Genomic DNA, 16,814 nt, shown 5'->3' with positions numbered 1-16,814 from the left:
AGTGCGCTAGTTCTTCACGATGGTCGAGCTTAGACGATGGGTGCAGCGATGTAAACCGCGCAGCGCGCCTCAGAAACACGGAGTCGAGTTGCTTCGAGTACGCCCGGAGACCACATGGTTGTCGATGGCCAACAGCTCGAGTATGATTCATAATTGAGTCACATGATGCATATCTGAACCATAGGAGGTCGTTGCGTGGACTTCTCAGACCCGGCATCGTCAGTAATCAGCCCGAACATGAGCCGAGTGCTTCGTCGATTGTCAATTCTCACCGAAGCGACGTCTGGGCGACGCATCCATTCGCTTTCCGGCGCGTCGTCGCTTTCAACAACGCAGCGCATTCTTGACCAGCTCGAGGTAGTCGGGTTGGTTAGCGCGACTCCAATCGCCCGCTCAAAGCTCTACACACTCAATCGCGATCATCTCTTGTGGGAACCACTCGGCCAGTTGCTGTCAGCGAGCATAACTTTTGAGCAAAGGGTCGGCCAGACCATCACCGAGTTAGCACCACCTGACTCTGTTGGCGTGCTCTTCGGATCCGTTGCGCGCGGCACAGCCAACGCAGAAAGCGACGTCGATGTTCTTGTGGTGGTTCCCGACAATACCGCTGCCGATGCCCGATACGACCTGGTCTCCGCGTTGAGCGATTCCATCGAATTGCTCTCCGGCAATCGCGCTCAGGCGATAGCCGTTACGTTCACTGAGCTGAAGAATATGGTCCAGCTTCACGACCCCCTCGTGGACTCCTGGCGCCGGGAAGGGCGGAAAGTCACGCCTGGCCCATCGCTTACGCAACTCATGGGAAGGCAATCAGCATGATGCGCGAAGTACCGATGAGCGCCACAGATGTAAGAACCCGCCGCGACCACGCTCACGCATTTCTCGACGCAGCAATGCTTATCGACACACTCGACGCCGATACCGAGATCGAACACACATCCAACCTCATCGGTTCATTAGCCGTTCTTGCAGGAATTGCCGCATCAGACTCGATCTCAGGCTTCGTGCTTGGTATCCGTTCGGGCGGGGATAACCATGCTGATGCTCTCAAGATTCTCAAGCGCGCAAGCTCCGCAGGTGAGAAGCATGCCAATCATCTGAGGCGACTCATCGACAGCAAGAACGATTCACAGTACAGCGCGCTCTTTCTTACTGATGCACGAGCTCGGGAGTTGTTAACAGCAGCACAGCGACTCGTCGATGCGATGGACGAGCGCATTCGCAATCCCCTCTAAGCGGCAACAGTCGCTCAGAGCACGTCGTCTCGACCCGAGATCTTCAGGGCGTCGACGACGCCCTTCACCCGCTGGGCGTTCTCGCTCGTCGTCACGAGCAGGGCGTCAGGCGTGTCGACGACGACGATGTCTTTCACACCGATGAGGCTCACAATGCGATCGCTGTTCGCCACGACGATGCCGCTCGACGCATCGGCGAGAACACGGGCGTTCTCGCCGAGAATCGCAAGGTCACCGGTTCGGCCGTTGGAGTTCAGTTTGGCGAGAGAGGCGAAGTCGCCCACGTCGTCCCACCCGAAGTGGCCGGGAACGACAGCCATGCGGCCCTTCGCTGCCGACGGCTCGGCAACCGAGTAGTCGATCGCGATCTTCTTCAACGTCGGCCAGAGACGATCAACAGCCGGGCCACGGGTCGCCGGGTCATCCCAGGCCGCTGCAAGCTCGACGATGGTTGCGTGCAACTCTGGTTCATTGCTCGCCAGCTCTTCAAGCAGAACGTCGGCACGCGAGATGAACATTCCCGCGTTCCAGAGGTAGCCGCCATCATCGACATAGCTCTTCGCTCGCTCGAGGTCGGGCTTCTCGACGAACGAGTCGACCGTCAGCACGCCTTCGGTCTCGTCGATGGCGAGCGGCGCACCCGCTTTGATGTACCCGAAGCCAATGGCCGGCTCGGTGGGACGGATGCCAATTGTTGTGATGTACCCAGCCTCGGCCGCGAGCACGGCCTGCTGCACCGCAGAACGGAAAAGCCTGTCACCGCGAATGACGTGATCGGCCGCAAACGAGCCGACGATCACGTCGGGCTCGCGCCGCTCAAGAATCGCAGCCGCGAGGCAGATCGCGACTGAAGAGTCCCGCGGGTCGGCTTCGAGCACGATGTTCGCATCGCTGATCTCGGGAAGCTGTGCTTCGACGGCGGCACGGTGGGCACGGCCCGTCACCACCATGATTCGATCGTCACCGGCAACGGGCGCAAGACGATCCCAGGTGGCGCGCAGCAGAGTCACGCCTGAGCCCGTGAGGTCGTGCAGAAATTTTGGGGCGTCCGCGCGCGAGAGCGGCCACAGCCTCGACCCGATGCCACCGGCGGGAATCACGCTGTAGAAGCGTCGTGAGGGGTTCGTCATGACTCCACGTTACTTGCACCGCGTCGAACAACTATCTCGATATCGAGAGATTTAGGGTCCCCTTAGGGGCAGAGTCTGCTCAGAGCGGCATAGACTGGACACCAGCGCCATGCGCTCGCCGGCCGTCCGGCCGACGCACAATGCGAACCATCAGGGAGGGTCGTTCCGTGTCAGCGAAGACTGCAGGGACTCCGCCAGTGTCAGCGACTACGTCGAAGCGTCCGGCAGGAACTTTGTACCGTGGCCGCGAGGGCATGTGGTCGTGGGTTCTGCACCGGATCACCGGTGTTGCCATCTTCTTCTTCCTCCTCGTGCACATTCTCGACACCGCCCTCGTGCGTGTCTCGCCCGAGGCATACAACGCCGTCATCGGCACATATCAGACGCCGATCATGGGGCTGGGCGAGGTCGCTCTCGTCGGTGCCATCGTGTACCACGCCTTCAACGGCATCCGCATCATTCTGATCGACCTGTGGAAGAAGGGGCCGACCTACCAGCGCGCGATGTTCTACATCGTCGTCGTCGTGTGGGTCATCACCATGCTCGCTTTCGTGCCGAGGCACCTGATGAACGTCTTCGGACACTGAGAAAGGGGAACGACATGTCGCAAACCATTGATGCTCCCCGCACGCCGGCGTATCCGAACCGCTCAAAGGGCACGAACTGGGAGAAGTGGGGCTGGATCTACATGCGCGCCTCCGGCGTGCTTCTCGTCGTGCTGATCTTCGGCCACCTGTTCGTCAACCTCATGGTCGGCGACGGCGTCCACGCAATCGACTTCGCCTTCGTCGGCGGAAAGTGGTCCGATCCGTTCTGGCAGGTCTGGGACGGCCTCATGCTGTGGCTCGCGCTCATTCACGGCGGCAACGGCATGCGAACGCTCGTCAACGACTACGCCCGCAGCCGCGGATTGCGCGGCACACTGAAGATCGCGATTCTCATCGCCGTTGTCGTGCTGATCGTTCTCGGCACGCTCGTAATCTTCACATTCGACCCGTGCCCCGCCGGCGCTCCTGCCGACCTGCTTCCCTCGATCTGTAAGGGGATTTAACCTAGCAATGTCCAACACAGCTGCGAACTCTGCACCTGCCGACTCGACGATCATCGACGGCATCCACTACCACCAGTTCGACGTCGTTATCGTTGGAGCCGGTGGCGCGGGAATGCGTGCCGCCATTGAGGCCGGCCCCGGCGCGAAGACGGCGGTCATCTCGAAGCTCTACCCCACCCGTTCGCACACGGGAGCCGCACAGGGCGGAATGGCCGCGGCGCTCGCGAACGTCGAAGAAGACACCTGGGAGTGGCACACCTTCGACACAGTGAAGGGCGGCGACTACCTCGTCGACCAGGACGCCGCTGAGATTCTCGCGAAAGAGGCGATCGACGCCGTCATCGACCTTGAGAACATGGGCCTGCCGTTCAACCGCACGCCCGAGGGAAAGATCGACCAGCGACGCTTCGGCGGACACACCCGCGACCACGGCAAGTCGGCGGTTCGCCGCGCCTGCTACGCGGCAGACCGCACGGGGCACATGATTCTGCAGACGCTGTTTCAGAACTGCGTCAGACTCGGCATCCACTTCTTCAACGAGTTCTACGTTCTCGACATCATCATGACCGAGGTCGACGGCGAGAAGCAGCCTGCGGGCGTCGTTGCGTACGAACTGGCGACGGGCGAGCTGCACGTGTTCCAGTCGAAGGCGATGATCTTCGCGACGGGTGGCTTCGGCAAGATCTTCAAGACCACATCGAACGCCCACACGCTCACGGGCGACGGCGTCGGCATCGTGTGGCGCAAGGGGCTCCCCCTCGAAGACATGGAGTTCTTCCAGTTTCACCCGACGGGCCTTGCCGGACTCGGCATCCTTCTCACCGAGGGAGCTCGAGGCGAGGGCGCCATTCTGCGCAACGCATCGGGCGAGCGGTTCATGGAACGCTATGCTCCCACCATCAAAGACCTTGCACCGCGCGACATCGTCGCCCGAAGCATGGTTCAAGAGGTGCAGGAGGGCCGCGGGGCCGGGCCCAACAAGGACTACGTGCTTCTTGACTGCACGCACCTTGGCGCCGAAGTGCTCGAGACCAAGCTTCCCGACATTACCGAGTTCGCTCGCACCTACCTCGGCGTCGACCCGGTCACCGAGCCCGTTCCCGTGATGCCGACCGCGCACTATGCAATGGGCGGCATCCCGACGAACAACAATGCTGAGGTGCTCTCGAGCAACGACACTGTTGTTCCCGGCATGTACGCGGCTGGCGAGTGCGCCTGTGTGTCTGTGCACGGCTCGAACCGGCTGGGAACCAACTCGCTGCTCGACATCAACGTCTTCGGCAAGCGCGCGGGAAACAACGCCGTCGAATACGTCAAGACGGCGGAGTTCGTTCCGTTGCCCGACGACCCGGCAAAGGAAGTTCGCGCGACGCTCGACCGCATTCGCACCGGCGACGGCCCCGAGCGCATCGGCGCCCTGCGCAAGACGCTGCAAGATGAGATGGACAAGAACGCTCAGGTGTTCCGCACAGACGAGACTCTCGAAGAGGTGACGCGCACGATCCACGATCTGCGCACGCGGTACATGAACATCTCGATCCAAGACCACGGCAAGCGGTTCAACACCGATCTGCTCGAGGCCGTTGAACTCGGATTCCTTCTCGACCTCGCCGAGGTCGTCGTGTATTCGGCCCGCAACCGCAAAGAATCGCGCGGCGGCCACATGCGTGACGATTACCCGAAGCGCGACGACGAGAACTATATGAAGCACACGATGGCGTACCTGACGGGCGACCCGCATTCGGCGGATGCCTCCGACCACATCAGGTTGGATTGGAAACCCGTCGTGATCACCCGTTACGAGCCGATGGAGAGGAAGTACTAGTCATGGCGCAAGTGGTGGAAGAGGCGCCGGTATCGAACGATCCGACGCAGACATTCACAGTGACGCTGATCATTCGACGTTTCGACCCGGATGCTGACACGGAACCGCACTGGGAAGACTTCGACGTCGAGATGCTTCCGACAGAGCGCGTGCTCGACGCCCTTCACAAGATCAAGTGGGAGACGGACGGTTCGCTGACGTTCCGCCGCTCGTGCGCGCACGGCATCTGCGGTTCAGACGCCATGCGCATCAACGGGCGCAATCGTCTCGCGTGCAAGACGCTCATCAAGGACCTCGACATTTCGAAGCCCATCTACGTTGAGGCGATCAAGGGTCTTCCGCTCGAAAAGGATCTCGTCGTCGACATGGAGCCCTTCTTCGAGTCGTACCGCGAGGTGCAGCCGTTTCTCGTTGCCAACAGCAAGCCGGGCGCGGGCAAGGAGCGCACGCAGTCGGTTGCCGACCGTGCAATCTTCGATGACACAACGAAGTGCATTCTCTGCGCCGCGTGCACGTCGTCGTGCCCCGTGTTCTGGACAGACGGGCAGTACTTCGGGCCGGCAGCCATCGTCAACGCGCACCGCTTCATCTTTGACTCGCGCGACGACAACGCCCAGGTGCGCCTCGACATCCTCAACGACAAAGAGGGCGTGTGGCGCTGCCGTACCACGTTCAACTGCACCGAGGCGTGCCCCCGCGGCATCCAGGTGACCAAGGCAATCGCCGAGGTCAAGCAGGCGATCATGAGCGGCAAGGCGTAGACACCTCACGCTGCACAAGTGGGTCGGCGCTCTCGAATTATCGCGAGCGCCGGCCCTCTTCTGTAGCGCCGTGTGATGCGCACACGATCACAACGGATGCTGTAGCGCTCAGTGCAGCGGCACACCGGGCATGACTTCGATGACGTTGCCGTCGCCCAGGTCGATGAACGTTCCGGCGGCAACCGCAACCGACTCCCCCGGCGCCATGCGACGCCACTGCGTTCCGGGCTCGATGACCGACGTTCCATTCGTCGACCCGAGGTCGGAGACAACGACAGCATCGCCAATCTGACGCACGTCGAGGTGCGTTGCCGACACGGTCTTCGTCGGCGACAGCAGCGGCACCAACCGCGCGTCTCCGCCAGACGCAACGCGGGGGCTTCGCCCGAAGCGGTGCGGAAGATCGAGCCCAAACGCCTGCCCGCCGTTGACGCGGTAGCCGAACATCTTCGTCGGACGCGTGTGGGGAACATTCGCCAGCCGAACGGGCCCAGTCAGCATGACAGCGCCGGGAACCCGAGCAACGGTCTGACCGTCGTGGGCGTCTCCGTGCGCGTCGAGCAGCACGGATGACGAGGTCGCGTTGCCCGATGCAGCAGCGGATGCCGTCGGCTGCGGTGCCGCGCCGATCGACACATCGACGCGCGACGCTGCGACGACGCCCGCGCCGAGGGGGAACTGCGGCGCGGCAGCACCCGCTTTCGCTCCGATGGCCACGTGCGTCACCTGCTGCAGGCGGGTGCGCAGCCAGGGCGAGCTGCCGCTCGGTGCAATGTGCTGTGGCGCTCCGGCTACGGCAACGTCAAAGCCGGTCTGCCCGTTCACAAGAGCCATGAACGACGCTCCGTCTGCGCTCTCGGCAATATCGCCGATCAACACAAACGAGAGGGGGCGCCCTGCTGATTCCGCGGGCATGAAACCCACAAGCGACTCAAAGTCAGCGCCGTTGCTGACGCGCTCCCACAGCTGGTCGACAAGGCGCGGATCAGCGGCAGCATCAAGGGCGATGAGAGTACGGTCGGTGGCGATCACGAGAGAGCCGGGGGATGCCGATGGGGAATAACGCAGGCCCACAGCCACGATGAGTCCCCTTTACTCTCGATTGTCCCGACATCTCTCTGTCGTGTTTCCCCATTGTTTCGCAGTTGGGCCTCTGACGCGAGTTTCGGCAGTCACAATCTCGCAACGCGACGAGGCAGACGGCCGCCACGCCGCCTCACAGCTACGCTGACAACGTGGCAAACCCGTTTTCCTTTCGCGAACCCGACGTGCACACGCCGGGTGAAACGCGGGGTGCCGGCAGGCCGGGGAGCCCCTGGCTTGTGAAGCCCGTGAACACCGTGAACCGCATTGGAACTCGGGTGTCGCACAATCGCATCTACCGCGTCGTGCAGCATTATCTCTGGGAAGACGGCAACCTCATGGCGGCGGGCATGAGCTTCTATGCCGTGTTCGCTGTGTTTGCCGGGCTGTTTGTCGGCTTCTCGATCACCGGCGTGTGGCTGTCGGGCAATGAGGAGCTCGTGGACTCGCTCATTGTGGTCATCAATTCGACGGTGCCGGGGCTCATCGGCTCGGGTGATGCGTACCTGATCGATCCGGCGGCTCTCTTCAACACAACGCTTTACAGCTGGTGGGGTGCCGTCGCGCTGGTCGGCCTGTCTTGGACAGCGACCGGGTGGATGTTCTATACGCGGCAGGCGGTCCGCGCCATCTTCCAGGTGCCACGCGACCCGCGGAACTTCTTCGTCAAGAAGCTCTGGGATCTCGGTATGGCCCTCGGTATCGGGCTTCTGTTGATCATCTCAGCCGCAGCCAGCATCGTCGGAACCCAGCTTCTCGTGTGGTTTGGCCAGCTGCTCGGTCTTGGCCCCAACTCGTTCCTCGTCGGAGCGGGCGGCTCCATTCTCGGCATTGTCCTCTCACTCATCATCAATGCGGCATCCCTCACCGTCATGTTCCGCGTGCTCTCCCGCCTGCCGATCCCCTGGCGCACGCTGTCAACCGGCGTTCTGCTCGGCAGCACTATTCTCGCTGGGCTCTCGATTGCCAGCGGTCTCGTTCTGGGCGGTGCGAGCCGCAACCCCCTGCTCACTGGTTTCACCGTGTTCGTCGCCCTGCTTCTCTGGTTCAACCTCGTGAGCAGGGTGATTCTGATCTCGGCGTCCTGGATCTCCGTTCAGCTCGCCGACAACGACGTCACCCTGCACACGCCAACAGACGAAGAACGCCGCGAAGCCGTCGAACACGCTCGCCGCATTGTCGCCGCTGCCGACGTGCGCGAGGCACGAGAGCAGTTCGATGCCGCCACGGGGTTCTTCGGCAAAGCACGTGCACGCAGACACCTCAAGAAGGTCATCGAGCACGTGAGACGCTGACAGAGCCGCCGAGAAACCCCGGCCGTTTCCGCCCGGTCACACCTCGGCGAGCAGCGCTGTGAGTTCGTTCGCGAAGAACTCGGGATCTTCGGTCGCTCCGAAGTGGCCCCCGCGCGCAGCAACGGTGTATCGGCGGAGGTCGTAGAACCTCTCGGCATACTCTCGCGGTGGGTTCAGAAAGTCCTGTGGGAAGACCGTCACCCCCGTCGGAATTGCTGGCGCAGCGACGCCCCATCCACCCGAAGCCGGTTGGTGAGAGTCGTCGTCGATCGTTCCCGACGGTTCAGCCTCATCACTCCAGGCGCTGGGATCGATCGCCTCCGAGTACAGCCGCAACGCCGAGCGGGCGTCGTTCGTGAACCAGTGAAGGCTGACCTGGGTGAGAAGACCCTCGAGCTCGGGCTCCGTATCGCTCCAGTCGCGCATTTTCGAACCGATCCACGCCAAAAGCGCGACAGGGGAATCGGCGAGCCCTGTGGCCAGCGCGGTCGGTTCGGATGCGTGGATGGCGAAGTACGCCGCCTGCTGGAACCAGGCATCCGCGCTCGTGAGATACGCCTGTTCCGCGGCTGTTGCCGTGGCACGATCGACGGCGAACGACTTCGCGAAGGGGATGTCCGTGAGGTGCAGCGCGGCAACCGCATCAGGATGGGCCGTGGCCAGAGAGTCAACGATGCTCGAGCCCCAGTCACCGCCGGAGACCGCGTAACGTTCGTAACCCACACCGCGCATGAGGCTGTGCAGGTGCTCGGCTACGCCGGTCAGACGCAGAGGGCCGGAAGGCTGCCCGCTGAAGAGAAATCCGGGAAGAGAGGGAACGATGACGTCGTGCCCGGCTGCAACAAGTGGTTCGACGATGTCGCGGTAGCGCACGAACGAGTCGGGCCAGCCGTGCACCAAGAGAACGGGAACACCGTCACCGCCAGAACGGGCGTGGACGAAGTGGAGTGTCGTGCCGTCCACGTCCGCGGTGAACTGCGGCAGCTGGTTCAGTCGAGCCTCAACCCCCCGCCAGTCGAAGCTGTCCAACCAATATTGAGCGGCGCCGCGAAGCCACTCGAGGCTCAGGCCGCGCTCTTCTGCGTGAGCGTCTGCGACGTTCGGCCACCGAACGTCGGAGATGCGGCGGGCGAGCTCGTCAACAGCATCCTGCTCGATGGCGATCTGAAAGGGGGTGATGTTCATTGTGTGCTCCTTCGTCGTGGTTCCCTCAGGATGCCACCGAAAGAGGTCACTTTCTGACCTCGATAGCTCGACGACTCGAGAATCCGCAATGTCGCAGGCTCAACCTAGAATGGTGGGCATGGCGAATCAGACCCCATTCCGCATCGCATCCGTCAATGTCAACGGCATTCGTGCCGCATATCGCAAGGGAATGGGCGAGTGGCTCGCCAACCGAGGCGTCGACATTCTTGCGCTGCAGGAAGTGCGTGCCCAAGACGAGCACGTCGAGCAGCTGCTCGGCGACGGCTGGCACATTTTGCACGACGAAGCGACGGCAAAGGGCCGTGCGGGCGTTGCCATTGTCAGCAGACTCGCACCAACGGCGCACCGCACAGCACTCGGCGCCGACGACTTCGACAGCGCAGGGCGCTGGCTCGAGGCAGACTTCGAGGTCGGAGGACGACCGCTCACCATCGTCTCGTGCTACGTTCACTCCGGCGAGGTCGGCTCGCCGAAGCAGGTCGAGAAGTACACGTTTCTCGATGCCATGACGACACGGCTCGCGGAGTTGGCGCAGCACTCTGAGCTCGCCCTTGTCGTGGGCGACCTCAACGTGGGGCACCGCGAACTCGACATCAAGAACTGGAGGGGAAACCGCAAGAACTCCGGTTTCCTCCCCGAGGAGCGCGCCTACTTCGACAGGTTCTTCGGGCCACAGGGCGAAACTGTTGAAGGCGTCGACGGAACGAAGGCACCGGGACTCGGCTGGGTCGATGTCGGCCGCCAATGGGCAGGCGAGGTCGACGGGCCGTACACCTGGTGGTCGCAGCGAGGCAAGGCATTCGACAACGACACGGGCTGGCGCATCGACTACCACGCGGCAACCCCCGCTCTCGCGAGCACAGTGACGAGCTACGAGATCGATCGCGCTGCATCGTACGACACGCGTTGGTCCGACCACTCGGCCGTGGTCGTCGATTACGCCATCTGATCGCTTCGTTCACACTCATTCTTCGTTCCACAAAGGACACACAATGACAAAGCCACGTCTCTATTCGGGCATGCAACCCACAAATGACTCTCTGCACATCGGCAATTACATCGGCGCACTCGTGCAATGGCGAAAGATGCAGGAGGAGTACGACGCGTTCTTCTCCGTCGTCGACCTGCACGCGATCTCTGTACCGCAAGATCCGAAGGAGCTGCGAGAGAAGACGCGCCGAACGGCCGCGCAGTACATCGCCGCCGGCATCGAGCCAGAGAAATCGACGCTCTACGTGCAGTCGCACGTTCCGGCCCACGCCCAGCTGGCCTGGGTGCTCGGAAGCATCACCGGGTTCGGCGAAGCGAACCGCATGACGCAGTTCAAAGACAAGTCGTCGCGTTACGGCTCCGACGCCACAAACGTCGCCCTCTTCACGTATCCGATTCTGATGGCCTCCGACATTCTGCTGTACCAGACGAACGCGGTCCCGGTCGGAGACGACCAGCGCCAGCACGTCGAGCTCACGCGCACTCTTGCTGAGCGCTTCAACTCGCGCTTCGGCGAGACGTTCATTGTTCCCGAGGCCACCATCCCCGCGGACAGCGCGCGCATCTACGACCTGCAAGAGCCAACGTCGAAGATGTCGAAGTCGGGCGAATCACCGCAGGGAATTCTGTGGCTCTTCGACGAACCGAAGGCAATGCAGAAGAAGATCATGCGCTCGGTCACCGACAATGACGGCGTCGTCGCCTTCGACCGCGAGGCGAAGCCCGGCGTCTCCAACCTCATGGCGATCTATTCGGCGCTCACGGGGAGCACCGCCGCGCAGGTGACCGCCGAGTTCGACGGGCGTGGCTACGGCGACTTCAAGAAGGCCGTTGCCGAGGCTGTCGTCGCCGAGCTCGAGCCGGTGCGCGCACGCGCGCTGGAGCTGCTCGACGACCCGGCCGAACTCGACAGGCTGCTCGCCGTCAACGCCGCTCGCGCCACGGAGGTGGCCGAGGCGACGCTTGCCGACGTGTACGAGAAGATCGGCTTTCTGGCCGGACGATGACTCGCCACGCTCTCGCGCTCTTCGACCTCGACGACACGCTCCTCGACCACCGCGGAGCAGTGGTCCGGGGCATCCGCACGCACATCGCCGAGCTCGGTTCGCCATATTCCGACGCGGGCATCGACTCGCTCACGCTGTGGCACAACCTCGAAGACGCGCACTACCATCGGTATCTCTCTGGAGACGTCACCTATGCGCAGCAGCGCCGTGCTCGAGCCATCGAGTTCGCTGCGGCGCACGGCGTCACGCTTGCTGACACGGCAGCCGATGACTGGTTCGAGGGCTATTCCGCGCATTATCGGGAGAGCTGGACTCTGTTTGACGACACGCGACGGTGTCTCGACGCCACGGTGGCGGCTGGTGCGCAGATCGGCGTGATCACGAACGGCGAACTCGACTTTCAGCGGGTGAAGCTCGAGCGCACGGGGCTTGCGGGCAGCTTCGGCCACGTCATCGCCTCGGGCGCCGAAGGCGTCGCCAAGCCCGACCCGGCCATTTTTCTCACGGCGTGCGAGCGCTTCGGCGTTGACCCCGCCAATGCGATGTATGTCGGCGACAGATTGATGACGGATGCCGTCGGCGCGGCGCGCGCCGGTCTCACCGGTGTGTGGCTCAACCGCTTCGGCGATGACCTCCCGGAGGGCGCGATCGGGCATGGCAGCGGAGCGGACGTGCCGCCAGAACGCCTCGCGGCCGACAACGGTGTCATCACGGTGACATCGCTCGACGACGTGAGCACGCTGCTGTGAGCTGACATCGTTGCGACGGAAACGCAGAATGGCCGGGGCGATCGCCCCGGCCATTCTGCGTTTCTCTGTGGTGACTACTTCACGTCTTCGTCAATCCAGTCGAAGGTCTTCGTCACTGCCTTCTTCCAGAGGCGCAACAGCCGCTCGCGCTCGTCTGCGTCCATCTGCGGCTCCCAGCGCTTGTCTTCAGCCCAGTTCGACGAGAGCTCGCCGAGGTCGTTCCAGAAGCCAACAGCGAGACCCGCAGCATAGGCAGCACCCAGCGCCGTCGTCTCGATGACCTTCGGGCGAATGACCGGAACACCGAGCATGTCGGCTTGGAATTGCATGAGCGCGTCGTTGGCCACCATGCCTCCGTCGACCTTCAGCTCGGTGAGGTCGACGCCGGAGTCCGCGTTCACGGCATCCAGCACCTCCCGGGTCTGGAACGCCGTCGCCTCGAGAGCGGCACGCGCAATGTGACCCTTGTTGGCGAAACGCGTGAGGCCGACGATCGCACCACGGGCGTCGGAACGCCAGTACGGCGCGAACAGGCCGGAGAACGCGGGAACGATGTACACGCCACCGTTGTCGTCGACCGTGTCGGCGAGCGCCTCAACCTCGGGTGCCGAGTTGATGAGCCCCAGGTTGTCACGCAGCCACTGGATGAGCGACCCGGTCACGGCAATCGAGCCCTCGAGAGCGTAGTGCGGATCATTGTCGCCCAGCTTGTAGCCAAGCGTCGTGAGCAGCCCGTTCTCGGAGTGCACGATCTCCTCACCCGTGTTGAAGATGAGGAAGTTTCCGGTGCCGTAGGTGTTCTTCGACTCACCGGCCTGGAACGCAGCCTGACCGAAGGTCGCAGCCTGCTGATCTCCGAGGATGCCTGCGATCGGCGTCTCGCGCAGGAGGCTCGACGTGTGGGCGTGGCCGTAGACCTCGCTCGACGATTTGATCTCGGGCAGCATCGATTTGGGAACGCCGAACGCCTCGAGAATGTCATCGCGCCATTCGAGCGTCTCGAGGTCCATGAACATCGTGCGGCTGGCGTTTGTCACGTCGGTGACGTGCACGCCGCCGTCCGTACCGCCCGTGAGGTTCCACAGCACCCACGTGTCGGTCGTGCCGAAGATCAGATCGCCGGCTTCCGCCTTCTCGCGCGCGCCCTCGACGTTGTCGAGAATCCACTTGATCTTCGTGCCCGCGAAGTACGTGGCGAGCGGAAGTCCGACGATCGGCTTGAATCGCTCGACGCCGCCATCCTTCGCCAGCTCGTCGACGATGTTCTGAGTTCGCGTGTCCTGCCAGACGATGGCGTTGTACACCGGCTTTCCCGTGTTCTTGTCCCACACCACCGTGGTCTCGCGCTGGTTTGTGATGCCGACGGTTGCGATGTCGTGACGTGTAATGCTCGCCGTCGACAGCGCCTGTCCGATCACCTCTCGGGTGTTCTTCCAGATCTCGTCTGCATCGTGCTCGACCCACCCCGCCTTGGGGAAGATCTGCTCGTGCTCGAGCTGACCGCTCGAGACGATTGTGCCTGCCTTGTCGAAGATGATGGCACGAGAGCTTGTCGTGCCCTGATCGATGGCAATTACGTAGTCCGCCATGGGGAACTCCTTTGTTTATGCGACTTCGGGTATCAGGTGGCGGGCCGCATTCCGGCCCGCCGAAACGTTAGATGAGTCCGGGCAGAAGACCGGCGGTGCCGGCCCAGCCGCCGAGGGCTCCACCAATGAGAGGGCCAACGACGGGAACCCAGGCGTAGGACCAGTCGCTCGAACCCTTGCCCTTGATGGGCAGGAGCGCGTGTGCAATACGCGGCGCGAGGTCACGCGCTGGGTTGATCGCGTACCCGGTCGGACCACCGAGAGAGATACCGATCACGAGAACGACGAGGGCGACGGGGAGGGCTCCAAGCGAGGCGAGACCAGCGGCATCCCCGTGCTGGCCAAAGGCGATCACGAGGAAGACGAGAACGAATGTGCCGACGATCTCTGTGACGAGGTTCCAGCCGTAGCTGCGAATCTCCGGGCCCGTCGAGAAGACGGCGAGCTTTGCGCCCGGGTCATCCGACTCGTCGAAGTGCTTCTTGTACACCAGATACACCAGAACGGCTCCGATGAATGCTCCGAGCATCTCAGAGCCGAAGTAGAGGAATATCGTGCCGAGGTTGACCGGCACGCCTTCGGCGAACTCAGTGAGACCGCTTGTGACGAGTCCCAGGGTGACAGCGGGGTTGAGATGTGCGCCCGAGACTGCGGCGGCGACAACACCGACGTAGACCGCGAGGCCCCAGCCGAAGTTGATCAGCAGCCATCCGCCGTTGAACCCCTTCGTCTTTGCGAGAACGACGTTGGCGACGACGCCGCCACCGAGAAGAAGCAGCAGCGCAGTGCCGACTACCTCGGAGATGAATATCGATCCAAGTGCCATGTGTCTTCTTTGACCTTCCAAATAAATGCGACGCCGGGCCAGGTGCCCGGGTCGCTGGTGCAGGTGGGTGTAACTCGTCTCTCACTTCAGAATCTAACCGTGTCTCGGTGCGGTAACAAGAGTGAGAGCACTTCGGGTTATGCGGGAGTCGGGGTCTCCCTTCGTCCAGAGAGCACGACGCCGTGGGCATCGCGCAGTACGCGGGCTGCCTCTGCCCGTTCTGCGGCCGCCTCCGCGTCACTCCAATGGAGCTCCGCGGCGACGATCGGATTGATCTCATCGAGCAGCTCGTCGCTCACCGTACCGGTGAAGGCGAGACTGGTGCGACGCTTGAGCACATCGATGAGGTGAACGACCTGTTCCGTGCGCACGAGATACTCGATCTCTTCACGCGAGTAGTCGGGGGCGTGCACGAGTGGTGAGTCGCCCGTCGCCTCAAGTTCGTCGATGACGGATTCCGCGCGCGTGCCATAGCGCTCGAGCAGCACGTCGGCGCGGTGACGTGAGAGGGAGTCGCTGTGCGCGGCAAGCCACGTCGTGCGCGCGGCATCCGTTGTCGGGTAACCCTTACCTCCGCCGATCGGCATGCCCGCCGTCGAAACGCTGCGCTCTGCTGCGACGTGCCCCAGAACTTCGTCGCCGAGCTGCTCGCCGAGCGCCCTGAATGTCGTCAGCTTGCCTCCGACGAGGCTCAGCATCGGCGTTCCGTCAAGATCCGTCGGAACGATGCGGTAGTCACGCGACACAAACCCAGGCTGTGTGTCACCGTGCCCTGGCAGCGGCCGGATGCCCGAGAAGCGGTAGACGATCTGCGAGCGCTCAACGTTCACATCGGGGAACACGTGCTTCACGAGGTCGAAGAAGTAGTCGACTTCCTCGTCCGTGCACACAGCGGGCTGTGAGGGGTCTGCCTCGATGTCTGTTGTGCCGACCATCACGCGGCCCTTGAGCGGGTAGATGAGCACGATGCGGCCGTCTTCATGCTCGAAGAAGATCTCGTTTCCGCCCGTCGCCTCGAGCAGCTCCGGGTTGTCAAGAACAATGTGCGAGCCTTTGGTTCCGCCCATATACGACGTGCGGTTTCCGAGTGCCTCGTTCGTGAGGTCGGTCCAGGGGCCGCTGGCATTCACGATCACGTCTGCCGTCATCGTGAACGTCTCGCCCGATGCGTTGTCCCGAAGCGTCACGCCGCCGTCGTCGAATCCGACGGCTTCGACGTAGTTGGCCGCCCGGGCATGTGGGCCTGTCGCGATGCCGTCGCGCAGCACATCGAGAGCGAGCCGCTCGGGGTCGTGAACAGAGGCGTCGAAGTAGGTCGCTGTGTATTTGAGATCCTTATTGAAAGCCGGATGCTGTTTCAGCGACGCTGTGCGACCGCGGAACGAGTGCCGGGGCACCGCTCCCCCGTCACGGGAGAACGAGTCGTACATCATCAGGCCGATCTTTATCAGGAAGGCACCTCGCTCGGTCGGCTTTCCCTGCTTGTGCGTCAGGAATCGAAGCGGCGCCGCCAGAATCCCCGAGAACGTCGAGAAGATCGGCACCGTTGTTTCGAGTGGTTTCACGTAGTGGGGGGCGATCTTCACAAGGCTGTTGCGCTCCTGAACCGACTCACGCACGAGGCGGAATTCGCCGTTCTCGAGGTAGCGAACACCGCCGTGGATCATGTGAGATGACGCCGCGGATGCTCCGGAGCACCAGTCGTCGCGCTCGACGATCGTGACATCAACGCCCTGCAGCGCGAGGTCTCGGAATGTGGAGATGCCGTTGATGCCCCCACCGATGATGAGCACACTCGCATGGGGACGATCCGCGATCGCACGCACTGAATCTCGCGTGCTGACGGTGCCGGAATTCTCGCTCGCCATTGTCCACTCCTCATCGGGTAATCGTCGGATGCCGCGGTGCGCTGGCTTATCCGTCTCTGTCCATCCTCGACAGAAGCTACACTGGCGTTCAAACTTGATGCACAAACGTGCAAGGAGAGAACATTGGCCAAACTCCCGTCGAACACTCTGTCGGCGAAGACCCGCGATGCCCTGACCGCGGCACAGCTCTACTACCTGC

At 62.7% G+C, this 16,814-nt stretch carries 16 protein-coding genes; 10 read left to right on the top strand and 6 right to left on the bottom strand.

Annotation, left to right across the window (positions count from 1 at the left end; all coding sequences use genetic code 11):
• The first annotated feature begins 195 nt into the window (after nucleotides 1-195).
• Both HCR84_RS04935 and HCR84_RS04930 read left to right on the top strand, forming a co-directional pair.
• Complete coding sequence (locus HCR84_RS04935) at nucleotides 196-819, top strand: nucleotidyltransferase domain-containing protein (RefSeq protein WP_166983990.1); 624 nt, start codon at nucleotides 196-198, stop codon at nucleotides 817-819.
• A 14-nt stretch (nucleotides 820-833) separates the two neighbouring features.
• Entirely contained in the window at nucleotides 834-1,235 is a 402-nt protein-coding gene (locus HCR84_RS04930) for a hypothetical protein (RefSeq protein WP_195706692.1), read from the top strand.
• Between the two features lie 14 nt (nucleotides 1,236-1,249).
• Here the strand turns inward: HCR84_RS04930 and HCR84_RS04925 are convergent, their stop codons facing one another.
• The gene (locus HCR84_RS04925) at nucleotides 1,250-2,365 is read right to left on the bottom strand and encodes a mannose-1-phosphate guanylyltransferase (RefSeq protein ID WP_166983992.1); all 1,116 of its coding nucleotides are present in this window, start codon (nucleotides 2,363-2,365) and stop codon (nucleotides 1,250-1,252) included.
• Nucleotides 2,366-2,619: 254 nt separating this feature from the next.
• Between HCR84_RS04925 and sdhC the strand changes: the two genes are divergently transcribed.
• Genes sdhC through HCR84_RS04905 form a run of 4 tightly spaced genes read left to right on the top strand, consistent with a single transcriptional unit; the run spans nucleotide 2,620 to nucleotide 6,002 of the window.
• Complete coding sequence (gene sdhC, locus HCR84_RS04920) at nucleotides 2,620-2,952, top strand: succinate dehydrogenase, cytochrome b556 subunit (RefSeq protein WP_235940870.1); 333 nt, start codon at nucleotides 2,620-2,622, stop codon at nucleotides 2,950-2,952.
• 14 nt (nucleotides 2,953-2,966) lie between these two features.
• Entirely contained in the window at nucleotides 2,967-3,416 is a 450-nt protein-coding gene (locus HCR84_RS04915; RefSeq protein WP_166983994.1) for a succinate dehydrogenase hydrophobic membrane anchor subunit, read from the top strand.
• A 7-nt stretch (nucleotides 3,417-3,423) separates the two neighbouring features.
• The gene (gene sdhA, locus HCR84_RS04910; protein ID WP_166983995.1) at nucleotides 3,424-5,241 is read left to right on the top strand and encodes a succinate dehydrogenase flavoprotein subunit; all 1,818 of its coding nucleotides are present in this window, start codon (nucleotides 3,424-3,426) and stop codon (nucleotides 5,239-5,241) included.
• A gap of 2 nt (nucleotides 5,242-5,243) precedes the next feature.
• On the top strand, nucleotides 5,244-6,002 hold the full coding sequence (locus tag HCR84_RS04905; RefSeq protein WP_166983996.1) for a succinate dehydrogenase iron-sulfur subunit: 759 nt from the start codon (nucleotides 5,244-5,246) through the stop codon (nucleotides 6,000-6,002).
• A 108-nt stretch (nucleotides 6,003-6,110) separates the two neighbouring features.
• On the opposite strand, the gene HCR84_RS04900 is transcribed toward HCR84_RS04905, so the two are convergent.
• Nucleotides 6,111-7,082 carry an FHA domain-containing protein gene (locus tag HCR84_RS04900; protein ID WP_166983997.1) on the bottom strand — a complete coding sequence of 324 codons (972 nt, stop codon included), beginning with the start codon at nucleotides 7,080-7,082 and terminating at the stop codon, nucleotides 6,111-6,113.
• A gap of 155 nt (nucleotides 7,083-7,237) precedes the next feature.
• Here HCR84_RS04900 and HCR84_RS04895 point away from each other — a divergent pair, with 155 nt between their 5' ends.
• Nucleotides 7,238-8,380, top strand: a complete 1,143-nt coding sequence (locus HCR84_RS04895; protein ID WP_166983998.1) for a YihY/virulence factor BrkB family protein — start codon at nucleotides 7,238-7,240, stop codon at nucleotides 8,378-8,380.
• A gap of 36 nt (nucleotides 8,381-8,416) precedes the next feature.
• Here the strand turns inward: HCR84_RS04895 and HCR84_RS04890 are convergent, their stop codons facing one another.
• A complete protein-coding gene (locus HCR84_RS04890) occupies nucleotides 8,417-9,565 on the bottom strand; it encodes an epoxide hydrolase family protein (protein WP_166983999.1) in 1,149 nt (382 codons plus the stop codon).
• Nucleotides 9,566-9,683: 118 nt separating this feature from the next.
• Here HCR84_RS04890 and HCR84_RS04885 point away from each other — a divergent pair, with 118 nt between their 5' ends.
• From HCR84_RS04885 to HCR84_RS04875, 3 genes are read left to right on the top strand one after another with little or no spacing between them, the layout of a single operon-like run.
• Nucleotides 9,684-10,535: an exodeoxyribonuclease III gene (locus HCR84_RS04885; protein WP_166984000.1), complete on the top strand. Its 852-nt coding sequence runs from the start codon at nucleotides 9,684-9,686 to the stop codon at nucleotides 10,533-10,535.
• A gap of 43 nt (nucleotides 10,536-10,578) precedes the next feature.
• On the top strand, nucleotides 10,579-11,583 hold the full coding sequence (gene trpS, locus HCR84_RS04880) for a tryptophan--tRNA ligase (protein WP_166984001.1): 1,005 nt from the start codon (nucleotides 10,579-10,581) through the stop codon (nucleotides 11,581-11,583).
• On the top strand, nucleotides 11,580-12,332 hold the full coding sequence (locus HCR84_RS04875) for an HAD family hydrolase (RefSeq protein ID WP_166984002.1): 753 nt from the start codon (nucleotides 11,580-11,582) through the stop codon (nucleotides 12,330-12,332). The genes trpS and HCR84_RS04875 overlap by 4 nt, the downstream gene beginning before the upstream one ends.
• A gap of 74 nt (nucleotides 12,333-12,406) precedes the next feature.
• Here the strand turns inward: HCR84_RS04875 and glpK are convergent, their stop codons facing one another.
• The 3 genes from glpK to HCR84_RS04860 form a co-directional block, all read right to left on the bottom strand.
• Nucleotides 12,407-13,921, bottom strand: a complete 1,515-nt coding sequence (gene glpK, locus HCR84_RS04870) for a glycerol kinase GlpK (RefSeq protein ID WP_166984003.1) — start codon at nucleotides 13,919-13,921, stop codon at nucleotides 12,407-12,409.
• 67 nt (nucleotides 13,922-13,988) lie between these two features.
• Nucleotides 13,989-14,747: an MIP/aquaporin family protein gene (locus HCR84_RS04865; protein WP_166984004.1), complete on the bottom strand. Its 759-nt coding sequence runs from the start codon at nucleotides 14,745-14,747 to the stop codon at nucleotides 13,989-13,991.
• Nucleotides 14,748-14,884: 137 nt separating this feature from the next.
• On the bottom strand, nucleotides 14,885-16,615 hold the full coding sequence (locus tag HCR84_RS04860) for a glycerol-3-phosphate dehydrogenase/oxidase (protein WP_166984005.1): 1,731 nt from the start codon (nucleotides 16,613-16,615) through the stop codon (nucleotides 14,885-14,887).
• Nucleotides 16,616-16,814: the final 199 nt, after the last annotated feature.

Source organism: Paramicrobacterium fandaimingii (genome assembly GCF_011751745.2).
Lineage (GTDB): Bacteria > Actinomycetota > Actinomycetes > Actinomycetales > Microbacteriaceae > Paramicrobacterium > Paramicrobacterium fandaimingii.
Note: the sequence above shows the minus strand (reverse complement) of the source record. Positions and strands in the feature narration are given on the sequence as shown.

Coding starts and splice junctions, on each gene's coding strand:
- sdhC (WP_235940870.1), top strand. CDS start 2,620: ATGTGGTCGTGGGTTCTGCACCGGATCACCGGTGTTGCCATCTTCTTC.
- HCR84_RS04860 (WP_166984005.1), bottom strand. CDS start 16,615: ATGGCGAGCGAGAATTCCGGCACCGTCAGCACGCGAGATTCAGTGCGT.
- HCR84_RS04905 (WP_166983996.1), top strand. CDS start 5,244: ATGGCGCAAGTGGTGGAAGAGGCGCCGGTATCGAACGATCCGACGCAG.
- HCR84_RS04930 (WP_195706692.1), top strand. CDS start 834: ATGAGCGCCACAGATGTAAGAACCCGCCGCGACCACGCTCACGCATTT.
- HCR84_RS04885 (WP_166984000.1), top strand. CDS start 9,684: ATGGCGAATCAGACCCCATTCCGCATCGCATCCGTCAATGTCAACGGC.
- HCR84_RS04875 (WP_166984002.1), top strand. CDS start 11,580: ATGACTCGCCACGCTCTCGCGCTCTTCGACCTCGACGACACGCTCCTC.
- HCR84_RS04915 (WP_166983994.1), top strand. CDS start 2,967: ATGTCGCAAACCATTGATGCTCCCCGCACGCCGGCGTATCCGAACCGC.
- HCR84_RS04925 (WP_166983992.1), bottom strand. CDS start 2,365: ATGACGAACCCCTCACGACGCTTCTACAGCGTGATTCCCGCCGGTGGC.
- trpS (WP_166984001.1), top strand. CDS start 10,579: ATGACAAAGCCACGTCTCTATTCGGGCATGCAACCCACAAATGACTCT.
- HCR84_RS04865 (WP_166984004.1), bottom strand. CDS start 14,747: ATGGCACTTGGATCGATATTCATCTCCGAGGTAGTCGGCACTGCGCTG.
- glpK (WP_166984003.1), bottom strand. CDS start 13,921: ATGGCGGACTACGTAATTGCCATCGATCAGGGCACGACAAGCTCTCGT.
- HCR84_RS04890 (WP_166983999.1), bottom strand. CDS start 9,565: ATGAACATCACCCCCTTTCAGATCGCCATCGAGCAGGATGCTGTTGAC.
- sdhA (WP_166983995.1), top strand. CDS start 3,424: ATGTCCAACACAGCTGCGAACTCTGCACCTGCCGACTCGACGATCATC.